The sequence below is a fragment of the Flavobacterium davisii genome, from assembly GCF_042182265.1.
GTDB classification, from domain to species: Bacteria; Bacteroidota; Bacteroidia; order Flavobacteriales; family Flavobacteriaceae; genus Flavobacterium; species Flavobacterium davisii.
Genome location: NZ_CP097869.1, coordinates 2,030,294 through 2,045,190, shown reverse-complemented (window position 1 = coordinate 2,045,190; position 14,897 = coordinate 2,030,294). Strand labels below are relative to the sequence as shown.

Genomic DNA, 14,897 nt, shown 5'->3' with positions numbered 1-14,897 from the left:
TTTAATTGTAATTTTCAAATGAAGTTATCGCTCTTTCTTTAAGAAATATCGACTATAAACAATACCTTTGCAAAAAATACAATTAGATATATGTCATCATTTGAGCAATTTAATTTACCAAAATCTTTACAAAAAGCATTAGACGAATTAAAATTTGTCAGTCCTACCCCTATTCAGCAAAAATCATTTAATGTAATCATATCTGGTAGAGATGTAATGGGAATTGCTCAAACAGGAACAGGTAAGACTTTTGCATACTTACTTCCTTTATTAAAACAATACAAGTTTGCTCAAACATACAATCCTCGCATGATGATTTTGGTTCCTACTAGAGAACTAGTTGTACAAGTAGTAGATGAAATAGAAAAACTTACAGCATACATGTCTGTTAGAACTTTAGGAATCTATGGAGGTGTAAACATTAATACGCAAAAAAATCAAGTATATCAAGGAATAGATATTTTAGTAGGAACGCCAGGGCGCATAATGGATTTAGCTTTAGATAACGTCTTATCCTTACAAGAAGTAAATAAACTAGTGATCGACGAATTTGATGAAATGTTAAATTTAGGTTTTCGCCCTCAAATTACTTCCATTTTAACTATGTTAAAACCCAAACGTCAAAATGTACTTTTCTCTGCTACAATGACAGATGAAGTAGACGAAATCCTAAACGATTATTTTGACTTTCCAGAAGAAATTACACTTGCTAAATCAGGCACTCCATTAGAAAAAATACAACAATTATCGTATCATGTTCCTAACTTTAATACTAAAGTAAATTTATTAAAACACTTACTACAAACAGATGATTCTTTAGAAAGAGTTCTAATATTCGTTAATAATAAAAAAATTGCCGATATGCTTCATGAAAAAATAGAAGCAGCATATCCAGATCAATTTGGCATAATACATTCTAATAAATCTCAAAACTATCGTTTACTTACAATGTCCAGCTTTCAAAGGGGCGAAACAAAGGGTATTATTACAACTGATGTAATGGCAAGAGGTTTAGATATTTCAAACATTACACATGTTATAAATTTTGAAATGCCTGAAATTCCAGAACAATATATTCATCGTATTGGTAGAACTGGACGTGCCGATACAGAAGGAATTGCTATTAGTTTTATTGCACCAAGAGAAGAAGACATAAAGATAGAAGCTGAAATGTTAATGGATCTTGAAATCCCTATCTTAGATTTACCTGAAAACATTGAAATTTCAACACAATTAATTGGCCCTGAAAAAGAAAAGCAAAAAATAAAACACTTGCTTAAAAAACCTAAAACATCTGAAAACAGCGCCTTTCAAGACAAATCGGAAAAAAATAAAAAAGTAAATTTAGGTGGTCCAGGAAAAAGAAAACCTCGCAAAACAGCTCCTAGAAATCGCGCTGTTGAACGTAAACGTGCAGAAAAACGCAAGAAAAAATAAGTTTTCTGACAGTATTCTACTCATTATTAGCAAATCACCTCTATTGATAACTCTAATAAGGTTATTCAGAAAAAAATATATCAATAAATCAAGGTTCGAAAGTTCCTTACTCCTTGAAGTAAACCCATTTTAAAACTTTTTCTCTAAAATGAGGTTTACTTTTTTAAAATCAGATTACACATTCGCAATTTATTACAAACAAAAAAACTTTAAATATAAAAAGCGTACTTTTTTTATTGAATTAAGTTATCTTAAAAATTCTCAATCTTGTCATTTATAAAATAGGAAAGAAATTACATAATATCAATAATGTAACTTCTTCCTTGGATCGAAGAGACAAACTACCACTTTTGCTACCTATCACAAGAAAAAAAATTCATACATTTTACTTATATTTTCATATTCACCACGAAATCGCATGCGAAATTTGGGTTTATATTTTTTGATAATATAGGCCGAATAAATATCTAAAAAAGACACTATAACTTCCCTTTAACCTACATAACTATTTATGATACCTAACAACTGTTCTTTTTCAAAAGGTTTTACCAATACATCATTCATTCCTGCTTTTTTACATTTACTAAAAACTTCATATTTATCAAAAGCTGTTAATGCAATTATTGGGGTTGTAATGCTTAAATTTCTTATTTGAATAGCCACTTCGTATCCATCATAAAGAGGCATATTAATATCCAAAAGAATAATATCAAATTTTCCTTTTTTACAAGCTTCTATTGATTCTAAACCATTATTTGCAATAACAACTTTATAACCAAAGGATTTTAATATTTTCTTCGTTACTATTTGATTAATCTTATTATCTTCGGCTAGAAGTATTTTCAAAGCTTGGGCCTTTGCTTCATCTACAAATAATTTGGATGAAAAATATTCATTATCTATTTCAAAATTCAACCGAAATACTACTTTAGTCCCTTTTCCTTCTTCACTTTCCAAAAAAATAGTCCCACCGAATAATGCTATTAATTTTTTAACAATAGGTAAACCTAAACCTGTTCCTTGATAATCTTCTTCACGACGTTCAATTTGAACGAATTCCTCAAAAATTCGTTGTTGATTTTCTTTTGCTATTCCTATTCCTGTATCTTGCACAATAAATTCTAAACTCAATTGATCTTCTATTCTATCAATCAAATTAACCTTTAGCTCTACCTTTCCGTTTTCTGTAAACTTAAGTCCATTGCTAATCAAATTCATCAAAATCTGAGAAAGTCTAAGACCATCCCCTACAATCCTTTCAGGTATAGCATTATCAACATCAACATGAATAACGTTCAATGTTTTAAGACACTGTGTATAAAAACTATTTTTAATGGCGTCTAATTGATCCCGAAGATTAAAACTGCTTTTTTCTAAAATAATTTTTTTTTCTGTGATCTTATAAATTTGCAAAACATCATTTACTAAAGACAATAAATATTGAGCCGAAAATTTTAAAGATTGCAAATACTTACTCTTTATTATTTCAGGATATTCATCAGCTAATAGATCTGAAATTCCTATAACACCATATAAAGGTGTTCTTAATTCATGTGTAATAGTTGAAACAAATTGTGATTTAACTCGTGTCGATTCTTCTGCTTTTTCTTTTGCTTTCTCTAATTCATTATTAACCTTTTGTAAGCGTATAAAACTTTTACGTCTGTTACGATTATTTTTAAACAATATATAGACTAATACCATCAACCCTCCTACAATGATCGTAAACAAAACAATGATTATATACGTTTTTTTTAAACTAAGTTCCTTCTCTTCTTTTTCTTTTTCAATATAATTAATATGCCATTCATATTCTTTCATTTTAATAACATCTTCTTTGCTTTTGACAAATTCTGAACGTTTTTGATTATAGACCTTATCCCTATATTGAGAGCTTAATCTTTCATATTTCAAAGCTTTATCATATTCTTTAAACTTTTCAAAATGTATAGCATAATCACTATAAACCTCTGCTAAATAACTATCTAATAAATCCACTTTTTCTGTTAATCCGCATTGAATTGATTTTTCGAAAAAATATTCTGCTTTATCTTTTTGATTTTTATAACTATAATAGCGCCCCCATAAAGCATTATAATTCAATTGTGCTTCAGCTTCTTTATTAAATTGTATATAGTAAGTTGCTTTTTTTAAGAAAGGCATTACCTCTTCATAACGTCCTTCATCAACATAAGCTCCTGCAATGTTCAGACAATCATATGTAATTTGAATTGGATCTTCTATTTTTTCTGTATAAAATAATCCTTTTTTATAATATTTAATTCCTTTTTCAAAATTGCCTTCATAATAAGAATAGACTGCTCCTAGATCATTATAAACCAACCCCTTAAGAGTATCATTATCATTTAAATTAGCATAATACAAAGATTTCAAGAAATATCTTTCAGCTTTTTTTGTATTAACAAATTCAACAAAATTACATCCTAAAACCATATAGGCTTTAGCTTTTAATCTATTGTCATTTAATTGAAATGATTCTAGCAATCCTTCCTGAGCTAGCATCATTGATTCTTTTGTATTTAATTCTTTTAGTGCGCTTTTTGCCTTTTTAATTTTTAATTCTGTTCTTTTTATAGCATTTATTCTTTGTGATGAAACATCATAAGGCCAAACAATAAGACTCCAAATGATTAGAAAAAAACGATACATCTTCTAAATTTTTGATTTTTTAAAGGAAGGAATTTAGTCAAAAATAGTTTATTTTTGACAATCAAAACTGTTTTATATCAATTTTAATGAATTAAAAACAATGTATCAAAAACTTTCTAGATTTGCTCAAAAATTCATACATCCATCTATTTTTCTAAAATATGGATTTAATTTTTCTCCTATGTACAAAAGGAGTACAGCTAGAGTAACCCATATTTCAGAAGATTTAAAAAATGTACATATAAAAATCCCTCATAATTATAAAAACAAGAACTACGTAGGTTCTATTTTTGGTGGAAGTCTCTTTTCGGCTGTAGATCCAATACCTATGACTCAATTAATGTATATCCTGAAAGACAATTACATTATATGGGATAAAACAGCCTTCATACGCTTTAAAAAACCTGCAAGAGAAAACGTTTACGCTACTTTTCATTTTAGTGATGAAGAAATAAAAAAAATCATTGATGAAGTAAAAATAAAGAAAGAAATAGAGTATACTAAGATAACATCTATTACCAACAAAAAAGGGGATGTTACATTTTGTGAAGTAACTAAAACTATTTACATAGCGGAAAAGGAGTTTTATAAAGAAAAACTAAAAAAAAGGGAAATTTCATCCTAACTCTTAATTTAATACTTTTAGATTTTTTGTTCAAAAAAACGATTAAAATCTGAAACTATTCTACGATTCAAACTAAAAATGTATCTTTGACAAATTCAAAACATAAATGCAATTTAAACATCCTGAAATCCTTTATTTTCTTTTTTTACTGATTATTCCAGTAATTGTGCATTTATTTCAATTACGAAAGTTTAAAAAAGAATACTTCACGAACGTTCGTTTTTTAAAAGAACTGATCATCCAAACACGTAAAAGCTCTAAAATAAAAAAATATTTATTATTAGCAACAAGACTTTTACTCTTAGCCACTCTTATTCTAGCCTTTGCGCAACCTTTTTTTAAAGCAACAGACCAAGCAGGTAAAAACAATGAACTTATTATACTATTAGACAACTCTTTTAGTATGCAAGCAAAAGGTAAAAAAGGAGAATTACTTAAGCGAGCTGTACAAGATTTATTAGAAAACATTCCAGAAGAAACAACTTTTTCACTTTTAACAAACGATACCGATTTTTGGAACACACATATTAAAGCTATTGCTAAAGATCTCCAAAATTTAAATTATAGCCCAATTCCTTTTTCTCTTGAAAATGCACTAATTAAAACAAAATCGCATAATAACAATCAAGGAAAAGATATTTTAGTTATCACAGATGCTATTGGCTTACAAACCGAATCCTTATCTAAATTACCTCTAAATAACAAAACTTATTTCGTAGTTCCTGAAGCTGAAAAAACGACAAACGCTGCTATTGATAGTGTTTTTATAAATCAGAGTCTTGAAAATTTCTATGAAATTGGTGTATTAGTTTCATCTAATTTTAAGGAATCTAAATCAATTCCTATTTCATTATACAATCAAAACAATTTGATTGCCAAATCTGTAATACCTTTAAACAAAAACAAACAAACTTTATTATTTACAATTCCAAAAGAAACATTTAACGGATATGTTTCTTTAAATGATAATAGTTTAGCTTTTGACAACACTTTTTATTTCAATTTCTCAAAACCTAAAATTGTAAAAATCCTAAGTATAGGAGATGACGAAAAATCTAATTTCCTTACCCGAATTTATACAAAGCCCGAGTTTAATTTTTCAAACAGCAATCCAAACCACCTAGACTATAGAAGTATAGAAAATCAAGATTGTATTATCTTAAATGAGTTAGATAATATTCCTACGGCAATGCACACTAATATGAAAAAATTTGTCGATAAAGGAGGTAGTTTGGTCATTATTCCTTCCGAAAAAATTATTCCATCTAATTTGAATGCTTTTTTAAAAAACTTCACAAACATTCAATTTGGTAATTTACAAAACAAGGAAAAAAAAATAATGAAAATTAACTTTTCAAATCCTCTATACATAGATGTTTTTGAAAAAAGAATCCGTAACTTTCAGTACCCTATTGTAAAGAAATCCTTTGAAGTAAAAAGTGGTTTACCCCAAGCACTTACCTACGATGATCAATCGGCATTTTTAAATACATTGTATAAAAATTCTGGTATTATATATATATTTTCAGCTCCTTTAAACAAAGAAATTTCAAATTTTCAAAATGCCCCACTAATTGTACCTACTTTTTACAAAATGGGTATTTCAACTAGTAAAAATGGTCTACAATATCAAACAATTGGTCAAAACAAAACCACTATAATTGATGCGTTACTAAATAAAGATGAAATAGTTTCTATTACAAACAAAGAAGAAAATTTTATTCCTGTACAACAAATTTTAGAAAATAAACTAAAATTTAGTTGTGGCGATAACCCTAAAAAAGCAGGTAATTATCAAATTATTCAAAATAAAAAAAACATCTACCCTATTAGTTTTAATTATGACCGCAAAGAAAGTCAATTAAACAATTATAGTAATTATAACAAAATTAATACAATAAGCAACTTAAATATTTTTTTTGAAACCCTTCAAACAGAACGCACTGATCAGCAAATTTGGAAATGGTTTCTTATTTTTGCCTTATTATTTTTGATCATCGAATTGCTCATTCAAAAATTTCTAAAATGAATTTAATTATCCGTAATGCTCGAATTATTGAAAAAAATCATCCTTTAAACCAAGAAATTACTGATATTCAAATTAGTAACGGTATAATAGAAAAAATAGGACAAAATCTCCCCATTCTAAATGATTATGAAGAAATCACCTACCCTGATTTACATCTCTCTAAAGGCTGGATAGACACTAGTGTTTCTTTAGGAGAACCAGGTTTTGAAGATCGTGAAACTATCAATAACGGACTACAGACAGCTAGTAAATCAGGTTTTACAAGCATTCTTTTACAACCCAATTCAGCTCCTATATTAGATAATCAATCTCAAATCTTTTTTGTTAAACAAAAAGCTAATCAAAGCGCCACTGATTTATACCCCATTGGAGCACTTACAAAAAACAGTAACGGAAATGACTTAGCAGAACTTTTAGACATGAAGAATGCAGGTGCTGTAGCTTTTGGAGATTATAACAAAAATTTAGATAACGCCAACATCCTAAAAATAGCTCTACAGTACACAAAAGATTTTGAAGGAAAAGTTATTGCTTACTCAATGGATAACAACATCAAAGGCAAAGGAATCGTAAACGAAGGAATCACTTCTACTCAGTTAGGTTTAAAAGGCATTCCTTCCTTAGCTGAGGATTTAATAATAGCCCGCAATTTATACATCTTAGAATACACAGGAGGTAAACTACACATTCCAACCCTTTCAACCGCTCACGCTGTAGATCTAATTCGTCAGGCGAAGAAAAAAGGCTTACAAGTTAGCTGTAGTGTATCTGTTCACCATTTGATATTACAAGACGAAGTACTAAACAGTTTTAATTCTAATTATCGTGTAACTCCTCCTATCCGATCAGAACAAGACCGCAAAGCACTTATTGAAGGCGTTTTAGATAATACTATTGACTGTATTACAAGCGATCATAACCCTATAGACATTGAAAACAAAAATTTAGAATTTGATTTAGCTAAAAATGGAACCATTGGATTAGAAAGTTGTTATAGTGCCTTACAAACCATTTTACCCACAGAAATTATTATAGAAAAATTAACTGCTGGACGAAAGATTTTTGATATAGAAGAGCCTCACCTAAAAGAAGGAGAAACAGCTAATTTAACACTATTTACTCCTAATGAAAATTGGTTTTTTCAAAAAGAAAACATAATATCCAAATCTAAAAACTCAGCTTTTATAAACCAATCTATGAAAGGAAAAGTAATTGGTATTATTAATCATTCTCAATTTATTAAAAGCTAATAATGAATACAAACTTAAACGATATAAAAAAAGGAAAAAACACAGCAATTATAAGCTATATACTTATAATAGGTCCACTTATTGCCTTATCCATGAATAGTGGAGAAGACAAAACCGAATTTGGCTCTTTTCATGTAAGACAAGGTCTAGGCTTAACCATTACTTTTGTTACATTAGGTCTTATGCTTTCTAATTTTAGCATCCCTATGGCTACTATAAGTATGTGGATATTCATTTCTCTATTAAGCTTTTACGGTTTATATACCGCAAGCCGAGGCGAATCCCGTCCGTTACCACTATTAGGCTCCATATTTCAAAAATTTTTTAAAACTATCTAAATGAATTTATCGCTATACCATCTAGTAAAAGAACCTAAAATAAAAAAAGAGAAAAACCCATTACTCTTATTATTACATGGTTACGGAAGTAACGAAGAAGATCTTTTTTCATTTGCTTCTGAACTTCCTGATCATTATTACATCATATCCGCTCGTGCTCCTTATAATCTAATGCCAAATGCTTATGCTTGGTATGCCATTAATTTTGATGCTGACGAAAATAAATTTTCAGATTTAGATCAAGCTCGCAGTTCAAGGGAAACAATAGTTCATTTTATTGACGAATTAGTCGAAAATTACGCTATTGATCCTAATAAAATTACGCTAATTGGATTTAGCCAAGGATGTATTTTAAGCTACGCTACCGCCTTATCTTATCCTAACAAAATTCAGAGAATAGTAGGTATGAGTGGGTATTTTAATCAAGAAATTGCATTAAAAGATTATCAAAAAAACAACTTTAATAATTTACAAATATTCGCTTCACATGGCAGCGTAGACCAAGTAGTACCCGTAGAATGGGCTCGTAAAGCACAACCCATATTAAACGATTTAGGTATCAAGAATAGCTATAAAGAATATCCTGTAGGACATGGTGTAGCTCCTCAAAACTTTTACGATTTTAAAAATTGGTTATTAGAAACTGAATAAAAAAAGAGGCTATCTTTTAGATTAGATAGCCTCTTTTTTATTTTCAATATGCTTTATTTTCTTCTTCTATCCTCTTTATCCAAATGGTTTGGAATTCCATTACGATTATCATCCCCTATTGCTTCATCTCTTGTTAATATTCCATCATTATCATCATCGCGATCTAGATAATCAAGATACCCATCTCCATCTGTATCACGCTTTAAATTAACCCATGAAGCGTTTAAATTTGACGCATCAAAACTATATTCTTCCTCAAAGGTTGTATGCCCATCAAAATCATGATCTTTTCTCTTCATTGACATTAATTTAACATTAAATATTAAAGGAGAATAAGCTGGTATATTTACCTGTGCATCAGAATAATACCCTAACCCTGAAGGTAGAAACAATACTGCAGCACCAAAATCTTTAAAACTTAAAACATTTGTAACAGGATCAACTGTTGTAATACCTGTAGTCATTAACGACACCATTCTAGACCAACCAGCTATTACTTTTGCTAAATCAAAACGAACTGGATTTTCTCCTCGGTCAAAAAACTGATTTTTATTAAATGTCGTTTTTTCTTGATCAAAACCCGCTTTTTCCTTTAACAACAGGCCATGATATGATACTAAAACTGTATCTATAGGACAAGGAGTTTTAGAAAGTTCTGGTTTTAATTCTCCTCCACCATTATGATTAATATAATACACCTTAAAATCATAATCGTTGTAACGTATTATTTTGAATTTAGGTGCATACTGATCTTTTATAGAAACTAAGCCTGATTTAGAACCGATTCTTTTTACAAATTCAACATTTTTATCTGCATCAACATCCATGTGATAATCTTCAAAAAACTTTTCTATTTCTAAAATTTCTCCTGGTATTTGTTCTGAATATGCTTTAGGAGGAACGACATCTACTGTATCATTATTTCTATTACAAGACATAAATACAATCACTAAAAATAAGCCGCCTATCAATTTACTTAATTTATTCATTCTTCTATAAAATTTGCACGCAAGATACAATTTTGAATTATTTTTGTATACTAATTTAACTAAGATTTTTGATTTTATGCGTATTGATAAATATTTATGGTGTGTACGATATTACAAAACTCGTAACATGGTAACTGAAGCTTGTAAAAAAAACCAAATAACTGTAAACGGAATTACAGCCAAACCTTCTAAAGAAGTTTTTTCTGGAGACAAAGTTACTTTTAGAAAAGACCAAATTACCTATAGCATTCAGGTTTTAGACATTCCTACAAGCCGAGTAGGTGCCAAACTAGTCGATATATATCGTAGAGATGAAACCCCAGAAGAAGCATTTGCTCATTTAGAAATGCTTAAACTTTCTAAAGCACATTACAGAAAATATGGTGAAGGTAGACCTACCAAAAAAGACCGTCGTGATTTGGATGAATTTGAATTAGATTTTGAAAATGAATTTAAAGATGAATCTGAATCGTAATTACTGGGAAAACAGATATCAAAAAAACGAAACAGGTTGGGATACTGGAATCATTACACAACCTCTGAAAAGTTATTTTGATCAATTAACAAATAAAAATCTCAAAATACTAATTCCTGGAGGTGGAAACGCATACGAATTTGAATATTTGATCCAAAAAGGTTTTAAGAACACTCATGTTCTCGATTTTGCAGAAACACCCATTAAAAACATAAAAAAGCGATTACCACAGGTACCTTATAACCAAATTATATACGAAGATTTTTTTTCACATAAAGACAACTATGATCTAATTATAGAACAAACTTTTTTTTGCGCACTTCCTCCTATGGCAAGAAAAGAATATGCAACCAAAATAAATTCACTATTAAATCCACAAGGAAAAATAGCGGGGCTTTTATTTGATTTCCCTTTAACTGAACAAGGCCCTCCTTTTGGAGGTTCTAAGGAAGAATACAAACTTTTGTTTTCACCCCAATTTACTATAAAAACACTAGAAATTGCTTACAATTCTATCAAACCTAGACAAGGTAAAGAACTCTTTTTTATATTTACAAAAAAATAACAACACAAATGAACACAAATATTATTCTTACTCATACTGAAATAGAATTTAAAATCAAACGCATAGCATATCAGATACACGAAACATTTATTAATGAAAAAGAAGTAATTATTGCTGGGATACAGGGAAATGGGAGCATATTAGCACAAAAATTAGTTATCACACTAAAAGATATTTCTCCTCTATCTATTCAATTTTGTGAAGTTATAATTGATAAAAAAAATCCTAACACTACTATACACACAAGCCTTCCAAAAGAAGAATACAGCAATAAAGGGCTTGTATTGGTAGATGATGTACTCAACACTGGAACAACCCTTATATATGGAGTAAAACATTTTTTGGAAGTACCTCTTCAAAAATTTAAAACGGCGGTACTTGTAGATCGTAACCATAAAAAATATCCTATAAAAGCTGATTTCAAAGGCATTTCTTTGTCTACTTCTATACTAGAACACGTTCACGTTGTATTCGAAAACAACAACCAGTACGCCTATTTAGAATAAAGACGTACCAATTCATCAGAAATTTCATCAATCGTCTTATTATCGACAGAAACTATTTTTTTACAACTATTATAATAATAGCTTCTGTCGAATAAATGTTTGGCTACAAACTCATTCATTTCTTCTTTATTTAAACCCGCTATTAAGGGTCTTTTATCAGCTTCTATAACTAAACGCTCAACCAACAATTGAATTGAAGCTTTTAAATAAACTGAATTAACAGCATCTCCTTGTAATAAAAGATCATTTCCAGCATAACATGGAGTACCACCTCCCAAACTCAAAACAAAAGACTCTTTTTTTAACAATAAATCCTTTAAAACAATATGTTCTAACTTTCGAAAATAAATCTCACCTTCTGTATCAAAAATTTCTTTAATACTTTTTCCTTCTTTTTGAACAATAAAATCATCTAAATCTATAAATTCTAATGCCAATTTACGAGCTAGAACTCTCCCAACACTTGATTTACCTGATCCCATATAACCTACTAACACAATTTTACTCATACAAAACACATTAATAATCAATAACTTACAAAAAAAACAGAAATAAAACCTCCTTTTCTTTGAAAAATCAAAAATAAGGTAATATATTTGCACCCGCAAACAAGAAATGTTTACGACTCCGTAGCTCAGTTGGTAGAGCACATCACTTTTAATGATGGGGTCCTGGGTTCGAGCCCCAGCGGGGTCACTAAACAAAACAACATTTCCTAAAGCATTGACTCCGTAGCTCAGTTGGTAGAGCACATCACTTTTAATGATGGGGTCCTGGGTTCGAGCCCCAGCGGGGTCACTAAACAAAATAAAATTTATTAAAGCATTGACTCCGTAGCTCAGTTGGTAGAGCACATCACTTTTAATGATGGGGTCCTGGGTTCGAGCCCCAGCGGGGTCACTAAACAAAATAAAATTTATTAAAGCATTGACTCCGTAGCTCAGTTGGTAGAGCACATCACTTTTAATGATGGGGTCCTGGGTTCGAGCCCCAGCGGGGTCACTAAAGCCAAACAAAAGTTTGGCTTTTTCATTCTCAACGGCCATGTGGAGGAATTGGCAGACTCGCCATCTTGAGGGGGTGGTGTCGTAAGACGTGTGGGTTCGAATCCCATCATGGTCACCATAAAACTAATTTAAGAAACAAAAATATAATAGTATAGACTCCGTAGCTCAGTTGGTAGAGCACATCACTTTTAATGATGGGGTCCTGGGTTCGAGCCCCAGCGGGGTCACTAAAAAAAGGCTGTTCAAAATGTTGTTTAGGATAGCCTTTTTTGTTGCTTTTTTACTCTAAAAAAGTATCTTAGAAAAATCAAGAACAAAAGGGATCAAGAACAAAATTTAAGGATTAAGCAAAAAAGATTGAACAATCCGAATAAGAAGAAATCGATATTTCTTACCCCTCCAAACTGACTTCTAAAGGCTTCTATTTTTGCATTAAAAGATTTAGCAGCTACATTTGTACTTCTATTATCAAAGTAGTTTTGAGAATCTACAGCAGTACTATCGATTAATTTCTTTTAAAAAAGACGCAAATTCTTGCATCATACGTGTCCCTTTAGCCACTAATACCATTTTAACTTAAAACAACTGGACTAAACCCAGATTTCAAGAAAGTATTATTCTTTGACAAATGAGAGCTAACTTGCACTTGCGAGCAAAGCCTATGTATAAAATGGTGAATTTATCCCCTCCCAGATTTTGGCTGAAATGTAAAAAGGCTTCCATTTGGAAGCCCTTTGAGACAATCAATGATGAAACACCATGTTATCTCGTATAGAATAATTTAAGCAAAGATATTACATTTCCTCGCATTTTAATAAAAAAATATTTTATGAAAAGTTTCGAAAAAATGCAAATTGTAAATCCCAATGCTGCAGGAATTGATGTTGGGTCACGTTCTCATTTTGTAGCCATAGGACAGGATGAAAATCAAATTAGAGAATTTAATGTTTATCAATCAGGATTATGCGCTTTGGTAGCTTATCTTCAAGAGAACAAGATTCGTAGTGTTGCTTTGGAGTCCACAGGGAGTTATTGGCAATCTTTGTTTATGATCTTGCAGGGAAATGGTTTTGAAGTTCTTTTGGTTCAAGGGACTCAAACAAAAAACCTCAAAGCAAAGACAGATGTGAAAGATGCACAATGGATACAGAAACTTCATTCTTTAGGGCTATTACGAGGTTCTTTTTTGCCCTCTGAAACCACTTTGCAGATAAGAACACTTCATAGACATCGTTCTAGTTTGATTGAACAAAGTTCAGGCTTTGTAAACAAAATGCAAAAAGCATTACGTTTAATGAACTTCAGACTCGACGTTGTGATAAGTGACATCACAGGAGTTTCTGGAATAAGAGTAATTGAGATGATACTATCAGGTGAAACTTCAGGTGAAAAATTAGCTGAATATTGCGACAAACGAGTTAAAAAAAGCAAAGAAGAAATAGCCGACGCTTTACAAGGTAAAATAAACAATGAATACCTACATGAGCTTTCCGATTGTTATGATATTTACAGACTTATTCAAGATAAAATAAAAAACACCGACACTCGTATTGATCAAGTGCTGAAAAATCAAACCAGAGAAATTGTTTTATCAGAAGATATCGAATTGGTAAAGAAACAGAATAAAGGGAAAAACCAACCCAAATTTGATGTACAGAAATATAGTTTAAAACTTTTTGGAGTAGATCTCTTTGCTATAGAATCAGTTTGCTCAGGAACCGTTACTAGTTTTTTAGCCGAAATAGGCACCGATATATATAAATTCAAGACCTCCAAGCAATTTGTGAATTGGCTCAGGTTAGCTCCAAATAATAAAATTAGTGGAGGCAAGGTTTTGAGTAGCAGAACTCCAAAAGGGAAAAATAAATTTGCATTGACATTAAGAAATGCGGCAAATACAATTGAAAGAAAAAAAGAAGGTTACCTCGTTATGTTCTTTAAAAGGATTTCTTTTAAAAAAGGAAGAGGTGCTGCAATTACAGCAACAGCAAGAAAAATAGCAGTTATAATTTGGAATATGATAGTCAAAAAACAACATTATATACCAATAAATACAAACGAATATATTCAAGAAATGAAGAATAAAAAAACGATACAAATTAAAAAAATGATTAAAAAATACGGAATCGAAACTACTTCTTTATCAATTCCTTAAATTAAGTTAGATAGAATTACGCATTAGACCCGAGCGTAGCGAATAGACGAAGTAAATCTACTCCACTTTATTTTTCTTCAAATTCAAGCACGTACTCAAATTTTAATCATCAAAATAGTTCACTATTTCTTCTTCTAAAATTTTCCGTGAGCACTTGAATTTATTGAAAATTTTTGTTTCACAACGAAGTCTAATGCGGA

General features: G+C 30.4%; 13 protein-coding genes and 6 tRNA genes. 16 read left to right on the top strand and 3 right to left on the bottom strand.

The features are described from left to right. The first annotated feature begins 90 nt into the window (after positions 1 to 90). Positions 91 to 1,437, top strand: a complete 1,347-nt coding sequence (locus NAB20_RS08610) for a DEAD/DEAH box helicase (protein WP_088391507.1) — start codon at positions 91 to 93, stop codon at positions 1,435 to 1,437. 492 nt (positions 1,438 to 1,929) lie between these two features. Here the strand turns inward: NAB20_RS08610 and NAB20_RS08605 are convergent, their stop codons facing one another. Then, the gene (locus tag NAB20_RS08605) at positions 1,930 to 4,107 is read right to left on the bottom strand and encodes an ATP-binding protein (RefSeq protein ID WP_375604983.1); all 2,178 of its coding nucleotides are present in this window, start codon (positions 4,105 to 4,107) and stop codon (positions 1,930 to 1,932) included. A gap of 100 nt (positions 4,108 to 4,207) precedes the next feature. Between NAB20_RS08605 and NAB20_RS08600 the strand changes: the two genes are divergently transcribed. From NAB20_RS08600 to NAB20_RS08580, 5 genes are all read left to right on the top strand, one after another. Continuing rightward, on the top strand, positions 4,208 to 4,732 hold the full coding sequence (locus NAB20_RS08600; protein ID WP_088391503.1) for a DUF4442 domain-containing protein: 525 nt from the start codon (positions 4,208 to 4,210) through the stop codon (positions 4,730 to 4,732). Between the two features lie 106 nt (positions 4,733 to 4,838). Continuing rightward, on the top strand, positions 4,839 to 6,761 hold the full coding sequence (locus NAB20_RS08595; RefSeq protein WP_105196367.1) for a BatA and WFA domain-containing protein: 1,923 nt from the start codon (positions 4,839 to 4,841) through the stop codon (positions 6,759 to 6,761). Continuing rightward, the gene (locus tag NAB20_RS08590; RefSeq protein WP_105196372.1) at positions 6,758 to 8,011 is read left to right on the top strand and encodes a dihydroorotase family protein; all 1,254 of its coding nucleotides are present in this window, start codon (positions 6,758 to 6,760) and stop codon (positions 8,009 to 8,011) included. Before NAB20_RS08595 ends, NAB20_RS08590 begins: the two co-directional genes overlap by 4 nt. A gap of 2 nt (positions 8,012 to 8,013) precedes the next feature. Next, positions 8,014 to 8,349, top strand: a complete 336-nt coding sequence (locus NAB20_RS08585; protein WP_105196368.1) for a hypothetical protein — start codon at positions 8,014 to 8,016, stop codon at positions 8,347 to 8,349. After that, on the top strand, positions 8,350 to 9,000 hold the full coding sequence (locus tag NAB20_RS08580; RefSeq protein WP_088394172.1) for an alpha/beta hydrolase: 651 nt from the start codon (positions 8,350 to 8,352) through the stop codon (positions 8,998 to 9,000). A gap of 53 nt (positions 9,001 to 9,053) precedes the next feature. On the opposite strand, the gene NAB20_RS08575 is transcribed toward NAB20_RS08580, so the two are convergent. Beyond that, on the bottom strand, positions 9,054 to 9,989 hold the full coding sequence (locus NAB20_RS08575; RefSeq protein ID WP_375604982.1) for an FKBP-type peptidyl-prolyl cis-trans isomerase: 936 nt from the start codon (positions 9,987 to 9,989) through the stop codon (positions 9,054 to 9,056). Between the two features lie 76 nt (positions 9,990 to 10,065). On the opposite strand from NAB20_RS08575, the gene NAB20_RS08570 reads away from it, so the two are divergent. From NAB20_RS08570 to NAB20_RS08560, 3 genes are read left to right on the top strand one after another with little or no spacing between them, the layout of a single operon-like run. Beyond that, entirely contained in the window at positions 10,066 to 10,464 is a 399-nt protein-coding gene (locus tag NAB20_RS08570; protein ID WP_088394168.1) for an RNA-binding S4 domain-containing protein, read from the top strand. Further along, positions 10,448 to 11,029 (top strand): SAM-dependent methyltransferase, encoded by a 582-nt coding sequence (locus tag NAB20_RS08565; protein WP_105196373.1) that lies wholly within the window; start codon positions 10,448 to 10,450, stop codon positions 11,027 to 11,029. Before NAB20_RS08570 ends, NAB20_RS08565 begins: the two co-directional genes overlap by 17 nt. An 8-nt stretch (positions 11,030 to 11,037) precedes the next feature. Next, a complete protein-coding gene (locus tag NAB20_RS08560; RefSeq protein ID WP_105196370.1) occupies positions 11,038 to 11,535 on the top strand; it encodes a phosphoribosyltransferase domain-containing protein in 498 nt (165 codons plus the stop codon). On the opposite strand, the gene NAB20_RS08555 is transcribed toward NAB20_RS08560, so the two are convergent. Continuing rightward, complete coding sequence (locus NAB20_RS08555; protein WP_105196371.1) at positions 11,523 to 12,044, bottom strand: shikimate kinase; 522 nt, start codon at positions 12,042 to 12,044, stop codon at positions 11,523 to 11,525. The genes NAB20_RS08560 and NAB20_RS08555 overlap by 13 nt on opposite strands. A 114-nt stretch (positions 12,045 to 12,158) precedes the next feature. Between NAB20_RS08555 and NAB20_RS08550 the strand changes: the two genes are divergently transcribed. The 7 genes from NAB20_RS08550 (at position 12,159) to NAB20_RS08520 (ending at position 14,697) form a co-directional block, all read left to right on the top strand. Beyond that, positions 12,159 to 12,231 (top strand) — tRNA-Lys (locus NAB20_RS08550). Positions 12,232 to 12,260: 29 nt separating this feature from the next. Then, positions 12,261 to 12,333: transfer RNA gene (locus NAB20_RS08545), tRNA-Lys, on the top strand. Between the two features lie 29 nt (positions 12,334 to 12,362). Continuing rightward, a tRNA-Lys gene (locus NAB20_RS08540) sits at positions 12,363 to 12,435 on the top strand. A gap of 29 nt (positions 12,436 to 12,464) precedes the next feature. After that, positions 12,465 to 12,537: transfer RNA gene (locus NAB20_RS08535), tRNA-Lys, on the top strand. A gap of 38 nt (positions 12,538 to 12,575) precedes the next feature. Next, a tRNA-Leu gene (locus NAB20_RS08530) sits at positions 12,576 to 12,660 on the top strand. Between the two features lie 36 nt (positions 12,661 to 12,696). Further along, positions 12,697 to 12,769 (top strand) — tRNA-Lys (locus tag NAB20_RS08525). Between the two features lie 602 nt (positions 12,770 to 13,371). Further along, on the top strand, positions 13,372 to 14,697 hold the full coding sequence (locus NAB20_RS08520) for an IS110 family transposase (RefSeq protein ID WP_375604981.1): 1,326 nt from the start codon (positions 13,372 to 13,374) through the stop codon (positions 14,695 to 14,697). The last annotated feature ends 200 nt before the right edge of the window (positions 14,698 to 14,897 follow it).